This window comes from Streptomyces tendae, assembly GCF_008632955.1.
Lineage (GTDB): Bacteria > Actinomycetota > Actinomycetes > Streptomycetales > Streptomycetaceae > Streptomyces.
In genome coordinates, this window is record NZ_CP043959.1 from 3,821,636 (window position 1) to 3,840,465 (window position 18,830).

An 18,830-nucleotide genomic window follows, 5' to 3' on the forward strand; every position below is an offset into this window, starting at 1 on the left:
CACCTATGGTGGTGCACCTTGTGTGCCGCCCATGACTACGGGGGCCCTGGTGGCGCACGGGATACGACCCCCAGCGGGCCCTTGGGGAAGACCTGCTCATCGTGAAGTACCGGAACAGAACGGACCGCCTGCGCGCCCTGACCAGGAGCGCCGTCGCCTTCGTGTGCACCGCCGTCCTCGCCACCGGGGCGCTGCCCGCGCTGAACGGCACCGCAGAGGCCGCGGAGAAGCCGCTGTCACCGGGCAAGCGCTGCGACGACCTGTACGGGCTGCGGGGCGTGCGCCCCGGCAGTCTCCCGGCCAAGGACTCCAGCCGGCCCAAGGCGCAGTGGGACGAGTTCGACTACGTCAACCCGGGCAAACAGTACGACGGCATGGAACTGCCCGCCGACCCGGCCGAACGCGACGCGTTCCTCAAGAAGATCGGCACCGACCCGGACGCCTACGGCAAGGGCGACCCGCGGCGCGTGTACGCGTACTACGCCAAGGAGATCGCCAAGCCCGGCAGCAAGTGGGCGGCGGACTGGGAGGGCTGGCGGGACGGCAAGTACATCCCGCAGTCCGGCCACGACCCTCGGGGCAAGGCGTTCGAGGCGAAGGTCGTCAAGGACTACGGCCTGGTCGGACCCGACTGGATATGCCAGAAGGAGATCAAGGTCCGCGACCCGAAGACCGGCAAGGTCCACCGCCGGATCCTGGACGCGATCAACACGAGGACCCGGGAGATCGTGGAGATCAAGTCCAACAACAAGCCGGAGGACAGCCAGAAACCGAAGGACCTGGCACTGACGCGGAACAAGGCATGGCAGAAGTCCGGCTACCGGATACGGTTCGTCTTCGCCGAGGAACGCGGCGGCAACGGGCAGAAGTTCTTCGACGAGATGCGCAAGAACCTGGGCAAGGACAGCCTCGGCCGCGAACGCGTCACGGTCCACGAGCACCGCTCCGTCGCCGTCGAGAAGGCGCCCGCGAAGGCCAACAACAGCCCGCACCGGTACAACGCCCCCTACATGAACGCCGATCCGTCCAGGAGCAGCGGGTCCCGTGGCGGCGCGGTGGACCAGATCAAACAGTCCAGGCCGACGCCGAAGGACATGGCCGACTTCCTCCAGCGGCGAGAACAGGCCTCCGGAGGGCGCTTCCCCAAGGGACCCGGCGGCATCGACTTCACCACCCTGGACCTGAGGTACGTCGGTAAGCCTGTCAAGGGCGAAGGTGTGGACTACGCGTTCTCCGCCAAGAAGGCCCCGGACGAGTCCGGCGGCTGGGGCGGCAAGGAGAAGGCACAGATGATCTCCGACGCCTTCTTCACGTGGCTCGCCCTCACCCCGGACAAGTTCTGGGTGAACCTCAACCCGGACACCCCCGGCACGATCATGGACGACGCGTTCGCCTCGACCGACGCCGGCCGGGTCCTGCTCGAAGCCGACCTTCAGCTCAAGCACGACTTCTTCAGGGCGATGGACCCCAAGACCGAGGTGGGCAGGGCCGCCTGGGACGGCCTCGCGAAGGTCGACGGCTGGCCGTGCCTGAACTCCGGGCGCAACTGGATCGAGCCGAAGACCGCCAAGGTCCGTGAACAGGACGGCGGGATCTACATCCTCGACGCCCCCCTCAAACTCCAGTCCGAGTACATGGACATCGACACCCCCGGACCGGGCGGCGGCGAGTCCTGCCAGGACCGGCTCAGCAAGGCCGAGATCGAGCACAACGAGAGCGTCCTCAGGCGCACCGTCGTCCCCGAGGTCGAGAACTGGATCAACACCCGGCCCGAGTACGCCGATCTGCGCCGCGTGTACACCGCCCGCGTCGCCGCCGAATGGATCCGCCAGCAGGACGCCGAGCAGCCGACCGACTACCGGCGGATCATCAACAGCAACGACGCCGGCCGGTGGCCGCTGCGCGCACCCCACCAGGACTGGAAGAAGACCGACGTCTTCGACAGGTACGCCAAGATCTTCAAGGAGGGTGAGTTCACGTACGAACTGGCCAAGGGCCAGAGGTCTGGGTCGTCACCGTCGGCGGAGTCGACTTCTCCAAGCAGCCCAAGCGCAACGTCACGCGCCAGGAGTTCCGCGCGGAGAACCCCTACACACCGCGCACCAAGGACACGGCGGTGAAGGCCGCGACCGACGACGCCGACCGCGACGGCATGCTCATGCTCGGCGGCAACAGCGCGGGCAGGAGCGACGACGGGGAGGCACGCCGACCCCCCCCGACCCCCCCCGACGCCGACCGGCGGTGACGAGCCGGCACCGAGCGACACCCCGTCGGCGCCGGCGCCGAGCGCGACGCAGACCGGGGGAGGCCACAAGCCCCCGGCCGACCCCGACGGCGGCCTCGCCGACACCGGCAACAGCATCCCGGTCGGTCTGGTCACGGGCATCGCGGCAGCGGCGCTCGCCGCGGGCGCCGCCCTGGTGTGGTGGATGCGCCGCCGACGCACCACCCGCGGCTAGGACCTTTCGTCCGGATCAGGCCGGCCGTGAGGCGCGGTGCGTCCTCGGCCGGCCCGCGACGCCGGGATGATCCAGACGAGAGGTCCCGGCCCGGCCGGCACCGGCGGCCCGCATCCCGCCACCGGGGTGCGGGGCCGCCGCACGCAAGGGGCCTCCGGCATTCCCCCACCCGGGGTGACCTATCTCCCGCACAGGCCGGGCACCCGCCGTGCTAGTGTCGATCTCTGTTGTAGTCGCGCGGTCATCGAACCCGCAGGGCCGGTCGGACCGTCCCTGTGCCACACCGGCGCCTGCTGCGCAGCTGGATCTCACACGGATCACACGGAGAGGTGCACACTCCGCTCGCTGCTTCTCATGGGTCGCGCCCCCCACAGGCGAAACCGCCCTGCGGCCCTTCACCCCGGCTCGTTCTTGCAATTCCCCGCGTTCCACAGCGGCGGACATTCCTTGACACGCGCCACATCAAGGAAGGTTCTCCGTGACACAGGCACGCGCGAACGATCGAACGTCCCGGACCCGCACCGCAGGCAAGGGCGGCCGCCGAGGCGGCTTCGCCGGCGGCCGCGGCGGTGCGCCGCGACAGTCCAAGGGCTCCGGCAACCGCAGGAGCGCGCCGACCGGCGAGTTCGCCCTCCCCGTGACGACCACCCCCGCCCTCCCCGCCGTGGAGGCCTTCGAGGAACTGGCGCTCCCCGCCGAGATGCTGGCCGCCCTCGGCAGCGAAGGCGTGACGGCACCGTTCCCCATCCAGGCGGCCACGCTGCCGAACTCGCTGGCCGGCCGTGACGTCCTCGGCCGTGGCCGCACCGGCTCCGGCAAGACCCTCGCCTTCGGCCTGCCGCTGCTGGCCCGCACCGCCGGCCGCCGCGCCGAGCCCCGCAGGCCGCTCGCCCTGGTCCTCGTCCCCACCCGGGAGCTCGCCGGGCAGGTCACCGACGCGCTGACGCCGTACGCCCGCTCCGTGCGGCTGCGGCTGGCCACCGTGGTCGGCGGGCTGTCGATCGGCAAGCAGGCGTCCGCGCTGCGGGCCGGCGCCGAGGTCGTCGTCGCGACGCCCGGACGGCTCAAGGACCTCGTCGACCGGGGTGACTGCATACTCGAAGAGGTCGCCATCACGGTGCTCGACGAGGCCGACCAGATGACCGACATGGGCTTCATGCCCCAGGTCACCAGGCTCCTCGACCAGGTGCGTCCCGACGGGCAGCGCCTGTTGTTCTCGGCCACCCTCGACCGCAACGTCGACCAGCTGGTCCGGCGCTACCTCAGCGACCCGGTGGTCCACTCCGTCGACCCGTCCGCGGGCGCGGTGACCACCATGGAGCACCACCTGCTCCACGTCGACGACGCCGACAAGCGCCGGACGACCACCGAGATCGCGGCGCGCGACGGCCGGGTCATCATGTTCCTGGACACCAAGCACGCGGTGGACCGGCTGACCAAGCACCTGCTGAGCAACGGCGTGCGCGCCGCGGGTCTGCACGGCGGCAAGTCCCAGCCGCAGCGCACCCGGACGCTCACCCAGTTCAAGGACGGGCACGTCACCGTGCTGGTGGCGACCAACGTCGCGGCGCGCGGCATCCACGTCGACAACCTCGGCCTGGTCGTCAACGTCGACCCGCCCGGCGACCCCAAGGACTACCTGCACCGCGGCGGACGCACGGCCCGCGCCGGCGAGTCCGGCAGCGTGATCACCCTGGTCACGCGGGACCAGCGGCGCGACGTCAGCCGGCTCATGGCCCAGGCGGGCATCACCCCGCGCATCACCGAGGTCCGGCCGGGCGACGAGGAGCTGAACCGCATCACCGGCGCCCGCACGCCGTCCGGCGTGCCCGTCGTGATCACGGTGCCGGTCGTGGAGCGGCCCCGCCGCGCCGCCTCCCCGTCCTCCCGCCGCCGCGGCCGGGGCGCCCAGGGACGCCGTACCCAGGGCGGCACCGCCCAGGGCGGTACGGCCCAGGGCGGCCGTCAGGTCACCGGCGGCAAGGCCCAGGGCACCACGGGACAGAGCGCGTCGGCGCAGGACCGCTCCGGCCGGCCCCGCCGCGCCGACGGCGCCCAGCACCGCAGGGCCCGTACCGCAACGGCCGCGGACCGCGCGGCCTAGGCCGCCGGGCCCACCGGGCGCCGGCGCGCAGCCGGGCGTCCGGTGACCGACGGCGTGTCCTCCGGTCGACGACGTCTTGCGACGCGTCCCGTGACGACATGACGAGAAGGCGACATGGTGATCTGCCGGCACCGCTGTGAAGCGGTCCCGGGCCGCCCTGACGCCCCTCCCCGTATCCCCGTTACCGACCGCAGTTCTCCGTGGGCCGCCCGCCCCGCTCACCCGCCGGGTGGACGGCCCGTCCTTCTTCCCCTGTGAGGCACCATGCGCTGTGTCATCGCCCGCTACCCCTTCGACCTGACCAAGGCCGGAGTACTGGAGTCGATGAAGGGCATCACCCCCGAAGCGATCACCGGTGAGTCCGTGACCATCGGCCGCCGCCGCTACCCGGTGAAGCAGGTGGGCCAGGTCATCACCCGTCAGGACCGCCGCGACTTCACCGCCGGCGAGGTCGTGCGGGCCATGGCCCGGCTCGGCTTCACGTGCCACCCCCACCCCGACGCGGTGCCCCCGGCCCCGCGCTCCCTCTCCCGCTCGAGGCGGCCTCGGAGATGCTCGGCAGCCCCGCCGACCCCCAGAGCCCCGGCGCCTGACCGACCGGGCCCCCTGGGCACCGACCCTTCGGCAGGTGCCGAAGCGTTCGCGGGCTAGCGTGCCCGTATGAACATCTCCCCGGCACCCGCCCGCCTCCTCTCGCCCCCGGACGCCCCCGCCGCGACCGGGGGCGCGGTGTGACACCGCTCGAGATGCTCGGCGTGTTCGCGGCCGGCATCGGCGCGGGCGCCCTGAACGCCGTCGTCGGCTCGGGCACGCTCGTGACGTTCCCCGTGCTGCTCGCCGCCGGCCTGTCGCCCCTCACCGCCACCGTCTCCAACGCCCTCGGGCTCGTGCCCGGCGCCGTCAGCGGGGCCATCGGCTACCGCCGCGAACTCGCGGGACAGGGGCGGCGCGTACGCAGGCTGGGCGTGGGCGCGGCGCTCGGCGGGATCACGGGCGCCTGCCTGCTGCTCACCCTGCCGGCCGAGGCGTTCGAGACGATCGTGCCGTGCCTGGTCGGTCTGGCCCTCGTCCTCGTCGCCCTCCAGCCCCTGATCAGCCGCACGGTACGGAACCGGCGTCCCGCGGACCGCCCCGTCCGGCGGGACGGGGGATGGCCACTGTCCACCGGCCTGACGCTGGCCAGCGTCTACGGCGGGTACTTCGCCGCCGCCCAGGGCATCATCTACATCTCCCTGATGGGCCTGCTCCTCGACGAGCCGCTGCAGCGCCTCAACGCCGTCAAGAACGTCCTCGTCGCCGTCGTCAACACGGTCGCCGCGACCCTCTTCCTCTTCGTCGCCGACTTCGACTGGACGGCCGTCGCCCTCATCGCGGCCGGCTCCGCGCTGGGCGGTCAGCTCGGGGCGATGACGGGCCGCCGCTTCCGCCCCGCCGTGCTGCGGGCCCTCGTCGTGGCGGTCGGCACCGTCGCTCTCGTCCAGCTCCTGCTGCGCTGACCTGGGGGCGCGTTCCGCCGTCCGCGACAGCTTCGTCACCACCCTTGTCAACGCAGGGGAGTTGCAGTTCCATCCCGTTAGGAAACTTTCCTAACCATCGCCCGGACGGAGTCCCCCCACATGACACCGGCACGTCCTCGAACACACCCCGCCGCCCTCGCGGTGGCACTCGCCAGTGCCCTCCTCCTCGTCCTGACCGCGGCGGTCCCCGCCGCCGCCGTACCGGCCCCCACCCGGTACGGTGCACAGGTGCCGATCACCAGCCGCGCAGCCACCCCCGTCGACACCCACGGACAGCTCAGGGTCTGCGGTACGAAACTCTGCGACCGGCACGGCACCCCGGTCCAGCTGCGCGGCATGAGCACGCACGGCACCCAGTGGTACGCCCAGTGCCTGACCGACGCCTCCCTCGACGCCCTCGCCCACGACTGGCGCGCCGACGTCCTGCGGGTGTCCACCTACGTGCAGGAGGGCGGCTACGAGACCGACCCCGCGCACTTCACCGCCCTCGCCGACCGTCTGATCCGGCAGGCGAGCGACCGCGGCCTGTACGTGATCGTCGACTGGCACATGCTGGAGCCGGGCGACCCCATGGCCAACCTGGACCGGGCCCGGACGTTCTTCACCGACATCGCGAGCCGCCACAAGGACCGCGTCAACGTCCTCTACGAGATCGCCAACGAGCCCAGCGGGGTGAGCTGGTCACGCATCAAGGACTACGCGGAGCGGATCATCCCGGTCGTCCGCGCCGCCGACCCCGACGCGCCCGTCCTCGTCGGCACCCGGGCCTGGTCCTCGTTCGGGGTCTCCGAGGGCGCCGACGAGTCGGAGGTCGTCAACAACCCGGTCGACGCCTCGAACATCATGTACACCTTCCACTTCTACGCCGCCTCGCACCGGGACGAGTACCTCGCGGCCCTGTCCCGCGCCGCCGACCGGATCCCCGTGTTCGTCACCGAGTTCGGCACCCAGAACTACGCCGGTGAGGACGCCGACGACTTCCCGATGGCCCGGCGCTACCTGGATCTGATGGCGCGGAAGCAGATCAGCTGGGTCAACTGGAACTTCTCCGACGACCACCGCTCCGGCGCCGTGTTCCAGCCGGGCACCTGCGCCGGCGACGGCCCCTGGTCCGGCACGGCGTCGCTGAAGCCCGCCGGCGTCTGGATCCGCGACCGCATCAGGACCCCGGACGGCGCCCGCGGCGCGTGACCGGCAGGCCGGCACCCGTCCCGCGGGTGCCGGCCCGCCCTTCACGGCAGGATCGAGTCGACGTACCCGCCGTCGACCCGAACCGCCCCTCCGGTCGTGGCCGACGCCTGGTCGGAGGCGAGGTAGACGACCATGTTGGCGATCTCCTCGGGCTCGATCAGCCGGTGCAGCAGCGATTGCGGGCGGTGTTCCCGCATGAAGACGCGCTGTGCCTCCTCCCACGGCAGGTCGCGGTCCACCAGTTCGTACACGAAGTCCTCCACGCCGCCCGTGTGGGTGGGACCCGCGATGACCGAGTTCACCGTGACCCCGGTGCCCGCGGCCTGCTTGGCGAAGCCACGGCCCAGGGCAAGCAGCGCGGTCTTGGACATGCCGTAGTGGATCATCTCGGCCGGGATGACGATCGCCGAGTCGCTGGCGATGTTCTGCACCCGCCCCCAGCCGCGCTCGGTCATCCCGGGCAGGAAGAGGCGGATCAGCCGCACCGCCGCCAGCACGTTCACCTCGAAGAAGCGGCGCCACTCGTCGTCACTGATCTCCAGTGGGTCGGCGACACCGAACACCCCGAGGTTGTTGACCAGAATGTCGACCTGGGGCAGCGCCTCGGCGACCCGCGCGGCGCCCTCCTCCGTGGTCACGTCCGCCGCGACCGGCACCACCTCCGCACCCGGCACCTCCCGCTCCAGCGCGGCCGCACCCTCGCGCACCCGCTCCTCCGAGCGTCCGTTGACCGCGACCCGGGCCCCCGCCCGCGCCAGCCCGGTGGCGATCGCCGCTCCGATGCCCTGGGTGGAACCCGTGACCAGCGCTGTACGGCCCTTGAGATCGATCTGCACGTCCTCACCTTTCCCTGCGCGGATACGACGGCCGGCCCGCGGACCACCGTCCGCGCGGGCCGCGCCTCCGACCCGCCCCGACTTCCCCTTCGGCCCGCCGCCGAATCACCGCCGCGTCACCGTGCTTCGGTCGGCCCTCGGCGGGCACCCGCTTGCGCATCACCGCGCTCGCCCGTCGGGCATACGCTGCTGAGGAGGGCCCCGGTGAGACGGAAACCGGAAAGGCGGGAGACGACGTGACGGCCGACCACCCGGACGCGCACGAGGGCCGTACGGACGCGGGGACGGACGAGTCCCGCACGACCGGCGACGATCTGCTCCACGGGCTGGAGGTGGACGTCCGGCGTCCGGAGCGGCCCGTGCTTCTGGACGCCGACGGCGCCCCGATCGAGACCTGGCGCGAGAACCATCCCTACGACCGGAAGATCCGCAGGTCGGAGTACGAGCGCACGAAACGCGTGCTGCAGATCGAACTGCTGAAGATGCAGCGCTGGGTGAAGGACACCGGCCAGCGGATGGTCGTGGTGTGCGAGGGGCGGGACGCGGCCGGCAAGGGCGGCACGATCCAGCGGTTCATGGAACGTCTCAATCCGCGCGGCGCCCGCGTGGTCGCCCTGGAGAAGCCGACCGAGCGAGAAGCGGGGCAGTGGTACTTCCAGCGCTACGTGGCTCATCTGCCGGCCCGCGGCGAGATCGTCTTCTTCGACCGCTCCTGGTACAACCGGGCCGGTGTCGAGCGGGTCATGGGTTTCTGTTCGGAGGACGAGTACCGGCTGTTCCTGGAACAGACCCCGCTGTTCGAACGGCTGCTCACCGACGACGGCATCATGCTGGTGAAGTTCTGGTTCTCCGTCTCCCGGGCCGAGCAGCGCACCCGCTTCGCCATCCGCCAGGTCGACCCGGTGCGGCGGTGGAAACTGTCGCCGATGGACCTGGAGTCGCTGGACCGCTGGGACGACTACACCAAGGCCAAGGTGGAGATGTTCCGCGCCACCGACACCCCGCACGCGCCGTGGACGGTCGTGAAGAACAACGACAAGCGCCGCGGCCGGCTGGAGGCCATGCGCAGCCTCCTCGACCGCTGCGACTACCCGGCCAAGGACCACGGGGCGCTCGGCAAGCCGGACCCGCTGATCGTGGGCGCGGCCGACACCCTCCTGGAGGCCGGCGAGGAACCCGCGGTCCTCTCGCCGACCCCCCTCGCGGGTCCCGGCCACGGCCCGGGCAGCCACCCGGAGAACGGACAGCGGCGCGCGGAGTCCTGACCCGGGCGCCGCGCCGCCCTCACCGCCCCACCGCAGCGTTCAAGCCCCGGAGGCGTCACCGCTGGGCAGCGACACGGCCTCGGGCGCTTAGGCCCCGGAGGCGTCCCGGCCCCGGCGGTGCGGCCCGGGTGCTCATGGCACCGAGGTTTCACTGCCCCGCCCGCTCATGGCAGGGAGCCGCCCGGAGCGGTGCCCGCGCCGCCCGCTCACCGCCCCGGAGGCGTCGCCGCCTCGGCACGGGTGCGGGCGGCGCGGCACGGCACTGAGGCGCCACCGGTGGCGTCACGCCCTGGAGGGTGTCACCGCTCCCGGCACCGTCATCCAGCGGCAGCGGCACCGTCACCCAGCGGCAGCGTCACCTCGTCGCTGCCCGTGGCCTCCGCGCCGCCCGGGACGCGTACCGTGAACGGGCGGTCCGTGCCGGAGGCCGTCACCCGCAGATGGTCCCCGTCCCGCCGTACCCGGAACGCCGCGGCGGGCAGCCCCGCCGTGTCCGGCACGGTGACCTCCGCCGCGTAGTCGGATGCGGCCGGCGGGTGGACCAGCAGCACCGGCGCGTCGAGCCAGTCGCCGTCCGGCCGTGAGTCGTCGTCGGCCAGCGGCAGCACGGCGCCCTCACGGACGTACAGCGGCAGGCTGTCGTAGCCGTGGCGCTCGGTGCGCCAGCAGGGGCCCGCCACCCGCTCGCCGCTGAGCAGATGCGTCCAGGTGCCCGCGGGCAGGTACACCTCCACCTCGCCGTCCGCGCTGAACACGGGCGCGACCAGCAGGTCGGGGCCCAGCATGTACTGGCGGTCCAGCGGGCGGCACGCCGGATCGCGCGGGAACTCCAGCATCATGGGCCGCATCATCGGCACGCCCGTCCGGTGCGCCTCGGCCGCCGCGCCGTACAGGTACGGCATCAGCCGGTGCTTGAGCAGCGTGAACCGCCGGGCGACGTCCACCGCCTCGTCGCCGAACTCCCACGGCACCCGGTACGACGTGGAGCCGTGCAGCCGGCTGTGCGAGGACAGCAGGCCGAAGGCCAACCAGCGCTTGAACACCTCCGGGTCGGGGGTGCCCTCGAACCCGCCGATGTCGTGGCTCCAGAAGCCGAAGCCGCTCAGCGACAGGGACAGCCCGCCGCGCAGCGACTCCGCCATCGCCTCGAAGGACGACCAGCAGTCCCCGCCCCAGTGCACCGGGTACTGCTGCCCGCCGGCGGTCGCCGACCGGGCGAACACGACCGCCTCACCCTGCCCGCGCTCCTTCTCCAGCAGCTCGAACACCGTGCGGTTGTACAGGTGCGTGTAGTAGTTGTGCATCCGCTCGGGGTCCGAGCCGTCGTGCCAGACGACGTCCGTCGGGATGCGCTCGCCGAAGTCCGTCTTGAAGCAGTCCACGCCCTGGTCGAGCAGCGCCTTGAGCTTGGACTGGAACCAGGCGCGGGCGTCCGGGCTGGTGAAGTCGACCAGCCCCATGCCGGCCTGCCACAGGTCCCATTGCCACACGGCGCCGTCCGGCCGCCGCACCAGGTGTCCGAGCGCGGCGGCCTCGTCGAACAGCGGGGACTTCTGCGCGATGTACGGGTTGATCCACACGCTGACGCGCAGGCCCTTGTCCTTCAGCCGGGCCAGCATGCCCTCCGGGTCCGGGAAGACCTCCGGGTCCCACTCGAAGTCGCACCACTGGTACTCGCGCATCCAGAAGCAGTCGAAGTGGAACACCGACAGCGGGATGCCGCGGTCGGCCATGCCGTCGACGAACGAGGTCACGGTGGCCTCGTCGTAGGAGGTGGTGAACGAGGTGCTCAGCCACAGGCCGAACGACCAGGCCGGCGGGAGCGCCGGGCGGCCGGTGAGGGCCGTGTAGCGGCCGAGGACCTCCTTGGGCGTGGGGCCCGCGATCACGTAGTACTCGAGCGACTGGTCCTCGACGCTGAACTGCACCTGTCCGACGGACTCGGAGCCGACCTCGAAGGAAACGGCCCCCGGGTGGTTGACGAAGACGCCGTAGCCGCGCGAGGACAGGTAGAACGGGACGTTCTTGTAGGCCTGTTCGCTGCTGGTGCCGCCGTCGGCCTGCCACACGTCGACGGTCTGGCCGTTCTTGACGAACGGGGTGAAGCGTTCCCCCAGGCCGTAGACGTGCTCCCCGACGCCCAGGGACAGCCGGCTCAGCACGTGGTGCGCCCCGTCGCCGGTGGTGGCGTACGCGGTGCTCTTGGCGCCGGCCCGGGTCAACTCCCGTCCGTCCGGGTCGAGGAAGGTCAGCCCGAAGGTGCCGTCCCCGTCCAGACGCAGGGTCAGGGGACCGCTGGTCAGTTCCGTGACGGGGCCGTCCCGGCGCACCTCGCCCGCGCCCTCGGCCACGCCCGCCAGGGCGAAATCGGGGCCGGGGCGGCGCCTGCCCGCGTGGTGGGTGACCCGGACGCCGACCACGCCCTCGGCGGGGGAGAAGCACTCGACCGTGACCAGCGGGGCGTTGAGGGTGTCGCCCCGGCGCGTCACCGTCTTCGTCGACGCATAGCTGGTGAAGCGCTTCGATTCCGCGCGGACATCTCGCACCTCGGTGGCGTACGAGATCTGGACGCCGTCGCGGATGCGCCAGAAGCCGTCGGTGAATTTCATGGTCTTCCTCGGAATCGGGAGGGCGGGGGAGATGCGAGAGGAACCTCTGACCAGGAACTATGACAGGACCCGTAGGACCTGTCACGCCCCGGCCCTGGAGAGATGTCGCTGGGGGCTAGCGCGACCGACTCTCGCTGGCGTATTAGTAACCAGGCAAAACAAATTACACCCCGGTGCAGCGTCAGACGAGACCCCGCCTGTGGCGGCCCGTTGTCGAAGCGCTTCACCAGTCATCCCACAGAGCCGCCGGCCCGGCCCACGCCGAGCCGGTCCCACACAGGGGCACCCACCGTGACAGCACATCCAACGGTTGCCGCACGTCCTGCGCGCGGACGCGCACGCAGAGCCGTCACCTCGCTGGCCACCGCCGCGGTCCTCGTCGCCTCGGCCGCGCTGACGGCCGGCTGCGCGGAGCAGCGCGACGACGACGTGTACACCGTCCTCAACTCCTCGACCGACGAGACCTACCACCGCTGGGACGCCGAGGCGATGGCCGCTGCGGCAAGCAGCTGGGGGTCACCGTCGAGCAGCAGAGCGTCCCCGCGTCCCAGGTCATGACGAAGGCGCTGCGCATGGCCTCGTCCAAGTCGCTGCCGGACGTCGTGCAGTTCGACGCCTCCGAGATGCCGACCTTCGCCGAGGCCGGCGGGCTGGTCGACCTGCGCTCCCTCGGCCTGTCCACCGAGCACGTCCCCGACGGCATCGTCGACTTCGGCTCCTACCGGGGCACGTACTACGGCGCGGCCCGCTCCGTGAACACGCTCGCGCTCTTCTACAACAAGGACGTCCTGGACGAGGCGGGCATCCGGGTCCCCGCCACCTGGGACGAACTGCGGGACGCGGCACGGCAGCTCACCCGCGGCAAGCGCTACGGCGTGGCGCTCAGCGCGGGCGGCGCCGAGGACGCGTCTTCCAGTTCACGCCGTTCATGTGGTCCAACGGCGGCGACGAACGGCACCTCGACAGCCCGGAGGTGGCCGAGGCGCTCGATTTCTGGAAGGCGCTGCTCAAGGACGGCTCGCTCTCCCGGTCCACGGTCAACTGGACCCAGGCCGACGTGAACGACCAGTTCATGGCCGGCAACGCCGCCATGATGATCAACGGCCCCTGGCAGGTCGAAACCCTGAACGGCGATCCGTCGTTGCACTGGGGCATCGCCGAGATCCCCGTGCCCGACGCGGGCGCGGACTCGGTGGGGCCGCTCGGCGGCGCCGTGCTCACCGTGCCCCGCACCGGGGACACGGAGCGCCAGCGCATGGCCGGCAGGATCGTCGCCTGCCTGGCGAGCGAGAAGGAACAGCTCACGTACGCCCTGAACAGCTGGATGGTCCCCGCCGACGAACGCGCCGCCGCCGCGTGGCGGACGCGGGTGCCCGAACTGGACGCGCTGGCCGACCAGGTCGCCGCCGCCCGCTCCCGCACCGCGCAGCTCGGCGCCGGCTGGCCGGCCGTCTCCCTGGCCCTGCAGAGCGCCTTCCAGTCCGCCCTGACCGGCCAGTCCAGCGAGGCCGCCCTGAAGCGCGCCCAGCAGCGGGCCACGAGCGGGAACTGAGGTACGCCCCCATGACCATGTCCACCGTCACCGCCCCGCCGTCCGCCGCGCCCGCGAAGACCGCCGCGCCGGACCCGGCCCGCGCCCGCCGGCGCCGCAGGCTCGCCCAGTGGGGCTTCGTCGCGCCCGCCGTCGTCTTCATGCTGCTGTTCTTCGGCTACCCGCTCGTCCGCAACGTCGTGATGAGCTTCCAGCACTACACGCCGAAGACCTTCTTCACCGGCGAGGCCCCCTTCAACGGCGCCGACAACTGGTCGTCCGTCTTCCGCGACGCCCTCTTCGGCAAGGCCCTGTGGCACACCCTCGTCTTCACGGCGGGCTCCCTGCTCGGCCAACCGCCGCTTCCCCCTCGGCGGCGTCCTGCGGTCACTGATCCTGCTGCCCTGGCTGGTGCCGATGGTGGTGTCCGGCATCGTCTGGCGCCGCATCCTCGACCAGGACACCGGCGTGCTGAACAGCTTCCTCGACACCCTCGGCCTCGCCGGGCACACCCCGTGGCTCACCAGCCCGGACATGGCGCTGCTCTCGGTCGTCCTGGTCAACGTCTGGATCGGCATCCCGTTCAACATGGTCATCCTCTACGGCGGCCTCCAGGAGATCCCCAGGGAGCTGTACGAGGCGGCCTCCCTGGACGGCGCCTCGGCCTGGCGGGCCTTCCGCTCCGTCACCCTGCCGATGCTCAAGCCGGTGATCACGGTCGTGCTGGTGCTGGGCTTCATGTCGACGGTGAAGATCCTCGACCTGATCCTCGCCCTCACCGACGGCGGCCCCGCCGACGCCACCCAGACCCTGGGCACGCTCACCTACCAGAACTCCTTCGTGGAGCTGGACTTCGGCGCCGGCGCGGTCGTCGGCAACGTCCTGATCCTGATCTCCGCCGTGTTCGCGGTGTTCTACCTGCGGGCCAACCGCACCGAGGGGAAGTGACCGACATGGCCGCACAGGCACCCACCGCGCCCCGCCGCCGCTGGGGCTCCACCGTCGCGGGTCTGCTCGTCCTCGCGGTGATGCTGTTCCCGCTGTACTGGATGCTCAACACCGCGCTCCAGCCCGAGTCGGGCCTGCTCCAGGTCGACCCGGTGCCCTCCGGCCTGGACCTGTCCGGCTTCTCCAAGGCCGTCTCCGACCAGGGCACCAACCTGCTGACCTCACTGCTGGTGTCCGTCGGCGCGGTCGCGATCTGCCTCGCGATCGCCGCGCCCGCCGCCTACGGACTGGCCCGCTTCGGCCTGCGCGGCTCACGCACCATGGTCTTCGGCACCCTGATCACCCAGATGGTGCCGGGCATCGTCATCGCCAACGCCCTCTACAACTCCTACGTCGACCTCGGCCTGGTGAACTCCTACGCCGGCCTGATGCTCGCGGACGCCTCGCTCGGCATACCGTTCTCGATCGTGCTGATGCGTTCCTTCATGGTGTCCATCCCCGGCGAGGTGATCGAGGCCGCCGAGATCGACGGGGCCGGACCGGTACGGGTGTTCCTGCGCGTGGTGCTGCCGATGAGCCGCAACGCGCTGATCACCTCCGGGCTGTTCGCCTTCCTGTTCGCGTGGAGCGACTTCATGTTCGCCCTCACCCTGAACACCACGGACGACGTCAAGCCGATCACCCTGGGCATCTACCAGTACATCGGCGCCCACGTCGGGGACTGGGGCTCGGTGATGGCCGCGGCCGTGCTCTCCGCCGTGCCCGCCGCGATCCTCCTCGTCCTCGCCCAGAAGTACATCGCCGCCGGGATCTCCGGGGGCTCCGTCAAGTGACCACCGCACACACCGAGATGGACCAGACCCGCATGAGCGACTTCCCCCGGTTCCCGCCCGGCTTCGTCTTCGGCGCCGCCACCGCCTCCTACCAGATCGAGGGAGCGGCCCGGGAGGACGGACGCGGACCGTCGATCTGGGACACCTACAGCCGCACCCCCGGCCGGGTCGCGAACGGCGACACCGGTGACGTCGCCTGCGACCACTACCACCGCTACCCGGAGGACGTGGCGCTCCTGCGCGACCTGGGCGTCGGCTCGTACCGCTTCTCCGTCGCCTGGCCGCGGATCGTGCCCGACGGCTCAGGGCCGGTGAACCCCAAGGGTCTCGACTTCTACTCCCGGCTGGTCGACGAACTCCTCACCGCCGGCATCGAGCCGGCCGTCACCCTCTACCACTGGGACCTCCCGCAGGCCCTGGAGGACCGGGGCGGCTGGCGGGTGCGGGACACCGCGGAGCGGTTCGCCGAGTACACGGCCGTCGTCGCGGACCACCTGGGCGACCGGGTGCCCCGCTGGATCACCCTGAACGAGCCGTGGTGCAGCGCCTTCCTCGGCTACTCCGTCGGCCGTCACGCCCCCGGCGCCCAGGAGGGCCGGGGCGCGCTCGCCGCCGCCCACCACCTGCTGGTCGGCCACGGCCTCGCCGTACGGGCCCTGCGCGCGGCGGGGGTGCGTGAGGCCGGCATCACCCTCAACCTCGACCACCACCTGCCCGCGACGGACTCCGACGCCGACCGGGCGGCGGTGGTACGCGCCGACACCCTGCACAACCTGGTGTGGACGGAGCCGATCCTCGCCGGGCGCTACCCGGACACCGAGGAGGAGACCTGGGGCGAGCTGATCACCGGGCAGGACTTCCGCCGCGACGGCGACCTGGAGCTGATCGCGCAGCCGCTGGACTTCCTGGGCGTCAACTACTATCGCCCGATCGTCGTGGCCGACGCCCCCCACCGGGAGAGCGACATCGCCCTGCGGGTGGCGACCGACAACCGGTACACGGAGGAGCCGATGCCCGGCGTCCGGCGCACCGCCATGGGCTGGCCGGTGGCGCCGGCCACCTTCACCGACCTCCTGATGGACCTCGGGAAGCAGTACGGGGACGCGCTGCCGCCCGTCCACATCACGGAGAACGGCTCCGCCGAGGACGACGAGGTGGCCGCCGACGGCGCCGTGCATGACACGGCCCGCGTGCAGTACCTCCGCGACCACCTGACCGCGCTGCGGGCCGCGATCGACGCCGGCGTCGACGTGCGCGGCTACTACGTGTGGTCCCTGCTGGACAACTTCGAGTGGGCCTTCGGCTACGACAAGCGCTTCGGCATCGTCCGCGTCGACTACGACACCCAGCGGCGCACCCCGAAGGACAGTTATCACTGGTACCGGCGCATGATCGCCGCCCAGCGGTCCTGACGCCACGCGCCTCAGGCGGCCGTGGCGTCGTCCACGTCCGCCGTGGGGCGCACCGCGACGGACTTCCCGGCCTCTGTGACGGACTCCCCGGCTCCTGTGACGGCCGGCTGGCGCAGCAGGAGCAGCGCCGCGTCGTCGTGGAGCCGCCCGCCCACATGGTCCAGCAGGTCCTCGTGGAGCGCGGCCAGGGTGCGCTCCGGCTCGTCGCACAGGTGCCGGGCCAGCCCTTCGGGCAGGGGGTAGAACGCGCGGTCGGCGTCGCGCGCCTCCGTGACGCCGTCGGTGTAGAGGAGCAGCTGGTCCCCGTCGCCGAAGGGCATCACCTGCAGGCGGGGGGAGTCGTCCGACAGGGCGCGCAGTCCGAGCGGCGGCGCGGGGTGGTCGGTCTCGACGGCGGCCACCTCGGCGTCCCGGATCAGCAGCGGGGGAGCGTGACCGCAGTTGACCATCTCAAGCCGGCCGGTCCCCGGGCAGCCCACGACCACGGCGGTCACGAAGTCGTCGCCCCCCAGGTTGCGGGCCAGGCTCCGCTCGATCCGGCACACCACGTCCAGCAGGTCCGGCTCGTCGTACGCCGCCTCGCGGAACACGCCGAGCACCAGCGCGGCCGTCCCCACGGCCGGCAGCCCTTTGCCCCGTACGTCGCCGACGATCATCCGCACGCCGTACGGGGTGGGGACGAGCGCGTACAGATCGCCGCCGATCCGGGCCTCGGCGGCCGCCGCGCTGTAGCGCACCGCGACCTGGAAGGGGCCGACCGTCTCGGGCACCGGTTGCAGCAGGGCGTGCTGAGCGGTCTCCGCGACGGAGCGCACCGCGGCGAGCACCCGCTCACGGCGGGCCCGCAGGGTGCTGGCGAGGGCGCCCGCCAAGGTGACGGTCACCAGGGCGGCGAGCACGACGGCCAGGTGCGCGAAGGCCATGTCGTGCCGGTAGGCGATCCCCGCGCCGAGCAGCGAGGCGAGGAGTCCCACGCCCAGCACACCCCGGGGCCTGCTGGTGGCGGCCGCCAGCGCGGGACCGGTGGCGAGCAGGGGAAGCCAGATGCGCCCGGTGCCGGCGAGCAGGTCGATGCACACGATGACAGAGACGATCAGCACGGGGAGGGCCGACGTCTCGGCGGCCCAGTGTGCGACCGCTCGCGCCCGGGGCGACCAGGAACGCCTGCTTCCGCGTGAGTAGGGCCGTATCGGCGAACGGTCGCGTCCATGCTGACGGGCGTGACTCATGTGCTGTCCGGTGTCCTCACCTTTGCGCTGCGCGCGTGTCCGAAATGCGTGCTCTTTCAAGAAAAGGTGATGGTGCCCGGTATCACAAGCGAATGATTTTCACATAGTGAGAGAAAGGGTGCGGGTGATCCGGCCGGCGGTGGGCACGAGCCGGTCGCGGATCTCGTCGAGCCGGTCGAGCCGGCTGCGGGGCATGGACACGCCGATGGAGCCCAGCATGCTGCCGCTGTGGACCGGCACCGCCACGCACACCGTGCCGAGCGCGTACTCCTCGAGGTCCGTCATGGCCGGGGCGAGGGAGGCGGTCTCCAGTCGGCGCACCAGCTCCACGGCCGTGGTGACCGTGTGCGGGGTGAGGTCGTTCAGGGTGTGCCGGGACAGGTAGTCCTTGCGCTCCTCGTCGTCCAGCTCCCGCAGCACGGCCTTGCCGAGGGCGGTGGCGTGCCCCGCGTCCTCGAAACCCACCCACAGGTCGACCCGTGGGGCGCGCGGACCGTCCACGATCTCGGAGACCCGGATCTCGCCGTCCTCGTACAAGGTGAGGTAGGCGGCACTCGACAGCTCGTCCCGCAGCGCGGAGAGGGCCGGCCGTACCCGGCCGATCATCGTCTGGCCCAGGCCGCCCGAGTGCAGGGACTGCAGCCGGTCTCCCAGCACGAACCCGCCATCGTCGAGTTTCCGCAGGTAGCCGTCGTGCACCAGGGTGCGCAGCAGATGGTAGGCGGTGCCCAGGGGCAGCCCGGTCTCCCGCGCCAGCTGCTTGGCCGGCGCGCCGTTCTCGTGGGCGCTCGCCGCCTCCAGCAGCCGGAAGGCCCGCTGCACCGAGGAGATGAGCGTCGGGCTCGCACCCATGCGTCCAGCCTGCGGCAGCGGCCCGCCGACGGCAAGGGAAGTCC

12 protein-coding genes and 3 pseudogenes are annotated in these 18,830 nt (G+C 71.8%); 11 read left to right on the top strand and 4 right to left on the bottom strand.

All coding sequences use genetic code 11. The features are described 5' to 3' along the window. The first annotated feature begins 101 nt into the window (after positions 1-101). From F3L20_RS17440 to F3L20_RS17460, 6 genes and pseudogenes are all read left to right on the top strand, one after another. Complete coding sequence (locus tag F3L20_RS17440) at positions 102-2,120, top strand: hypothetical protein (protein ID WP_150155166.1); 2,019 nt, start codon at positions 102-104, stop codon at positions 2,118-2,120. Further along, positions 2,117-2,245, top strand: coding sequence for a hypothetical protein (locus F3L20_RS35295; RefSeq protein ID WP_276615850.1), 129 nt, complete (start codon positions 2,117-2,119; stop codon positions 2,243-2,245). Before F3L20_RS17440 ends, F3L20_RS35295 begins: the two co-directional genes overlap by 4 nt. 692 nt (positions 2,246-2,937) lie before the next feature. Next, on the top strand, positions 2,938-4,563 hold the full coding sequence (locus tag F3L20_RS17445; protein ID WP_150155167.1) for a DEAD/DEAH box helicase: 1,626 nt from the start codon (positions 2,938-2,940) through the stop codon (positions 4,561-4,563). Positions 4,564-4,827: 264 nt separating this feature from the next. Next, positions 4,828-5,156, top strand: a pseudogene (locus F3L20_RS17450) (SCO5918 family protein). A 138-nt stretch (positions 5,157-5,294) separates the two neighbouring features. Continuing rightward, positions 5,295-6,059, top strand: a complete 765-nt coding sequence (locus tag F3L20_RS17455) for a sulfite exporter TauE/SafE family protein (protein WP_150155168.1) — start codon at positions 5,295-5,297, stop codon at positions 6,057-6,059. Positions 6,060-6,179: 120 nt separating this feature from the next. Next, a complete protein-coding gene (locus F3L20_RS17460; protein WP_240810668.1) occupies positions 6,180-7,271 on the top strand; it encodes a glycoside hydrolase family 5 protein in 1,092 nt (363 codons plus the stop codon). 41 nt (positions 7,272-7,312) lie between these two features. On the opposite strand, the gene F3L20_RS17465 is transcribed toward F3L20_RS17460, so the two are convergent. Next, the gene (locus F3L20_RS17465; protein ID WP_150155169.1) at positions 7,313-8,107 is read right to left on the bottom strand and encodes an SDR family NAD(P)-dependent oxidoreductase; all 795 of its coding nucleotides are present in this window, start codon (positions 8,105-8,107) and stop codon (positions 7,313-7,315) included. Between the two features lie 236 nt (positions 8,108-8,343). Between F3L20_RS17465 and ppk2 the strand changes: the two genes are divergently transcribed. Further along, a complete protein-coding gene (ppk2, locus tag F3L20_RS17470; RefSeq protein ID WP_206338790.1) occupies positions 8,344-9,372 on the top strand; it encodes a polyphosphate kinase 2 in 1,029 nt (342 codons plus the stop codon). A 317-nt stretch (positions 9,373-9,689) separates the two neighbouring features. On the opposite strand, the gene yicI is transcribed toward ppk2, so the two are convergent. After that, a complete protein-coding gene (gene yicI, locus F3L20_RS17475; protein ID WP_150155170.1) occupies positions 9,690-11,981 on the bottom strand; it encodes an alpha-xylosidase in 2,292 nt (763 codons plus the stop codon). A gap of 291 nt (positions 11,982-12,272) precedes the next feature. On the opposite strand from yicI, the pseudogene F3L20_RS35300 reads away from it, so the two are divergent. The 4 genes and pseudogenes from F3L20_RS35300 to F3L20_RS17495 all read left to right on the top strand — a co-directional run bounded on the left by F3L20_RS35300 (position 12,273) and on the right by F3L20_RS17495 (position 16,705). After that, positions 12,273-13,533 (top strand): annotated as a pseudogene (locus tag F3L20_RS35300) (ABC transporter substrate-binding protein). Positions 13,534-13,544: 11 nt separating this feature from the next. Continuing rightward, positions 13,545-14,460, top strand: a pseudogene (locus tag F3L20_RS17485) (carbohydrate ABC transporter permease). 5 nt (positions 14,461-14,465) lie between these two features. Beyond that, the gene (locus F3L20_RS17490) at positions 14,466-15,293 is read left to right on the top strand and encodes a carbohydrate ABC transporter permease (protein ID WP_145824516.1); all 828 of its coding nucleotides are present in this window, start codon (positions 14,466-14,468) and stop codon (positions 15,291-15,293) included. Between the two features lie 32 nt (positions 15,294-15,325). Next, positions 15,326-16,705 carry a GH1 family beta-glucosidase gene (locus F3L20_RS17495; protein ID WP_150157384.1) on the top strand — a complete coding sequence of 460 codons (1,380 nt, stop codon included), beginning with the start codon at positions 15,326-15,328 and terminating at the stop codon, positions 16,703-16,705. An 11-nt stretch (positions 16,706-16,716) separates the two neighbouring features. On the opposite strand, the gene F3L20_RS17500 is transcribed toward F3L20_RS17495, so the two are convergent. Both F3L20_RS17500 and F3L20_RS17505 read right to left on the bottom strand, forming a co-directional pair. After that, a complete protein-coding gene (locus F3L20_RS17500) occupies positions 16,717-17,934 on the bottom strand; it encodes a PP2C family protein-serine/threonine phosphatase (RefSeq protein ID WP_206338791.1) in 1,218 nt (405 codons plus the stop codon). 99 nt (positions 17,935-18,033) lie between these two features. Further along, the gene (locus tag F3L20_RS17505; protein ID WP_150155172.1) at positions 18,034-18,786 is read right to left on the bottom strand and encodes an IclR family transcriptional regulator; all 753 of its coding nucleotides are present in this window, start codon (positions 18,784-18,786) and stop codon (positions 18,034-18,036) included. Positions 18,787-18,830 lie beyond the last annotated feature (44 nt).

Bases quoted from the DNA above. Each gene is read 5' to 3' on its own strand.
- F3L20_RS17460 (WP_240810668.1), top strand. From the start codon at position 6,180: ATGACACCGGCACGTCCTCGAACACACCCCGCCGCCCTCGCGGTGGCA.
- yicI (WP_150155170.1), bottom strand. From the start codon at position 11,981: ATGAAATTCACCGACGGCTTCTGGCGCATCCGCGACGGCGTCCAGATC.
- F3L20_RS17490 (WP_145824516.1), top strand. From the start codon at position 14,466: ATGGCCGCACAGGCACCCACCGCGCCCCGCCGCCGCTGGGGCTCCACC.
- F3L20_RS17495 (WP_150157384.1), top strand. From the start codon at position 15,326: ATGAGCGACTTCCCCCGGTTCCCGCCCGGCTTCGTCTTCGGCGCCGCC.
- F3L20_RS17500 (WP_206338791.1), bottom strand. From the start codon at position 17,934: ATGAGTCACGCCCGTCAGCATGGACGCGACCGTTCGCCGATACGGCCC.
- F3L20_RS17505 (WP_150155172.1), bottom strand. From the start codon at position 18,786: ATGGGTGCGAGCCCGACGCTCATCTCCTCGGTGCAGCGGGCCTTCCGG.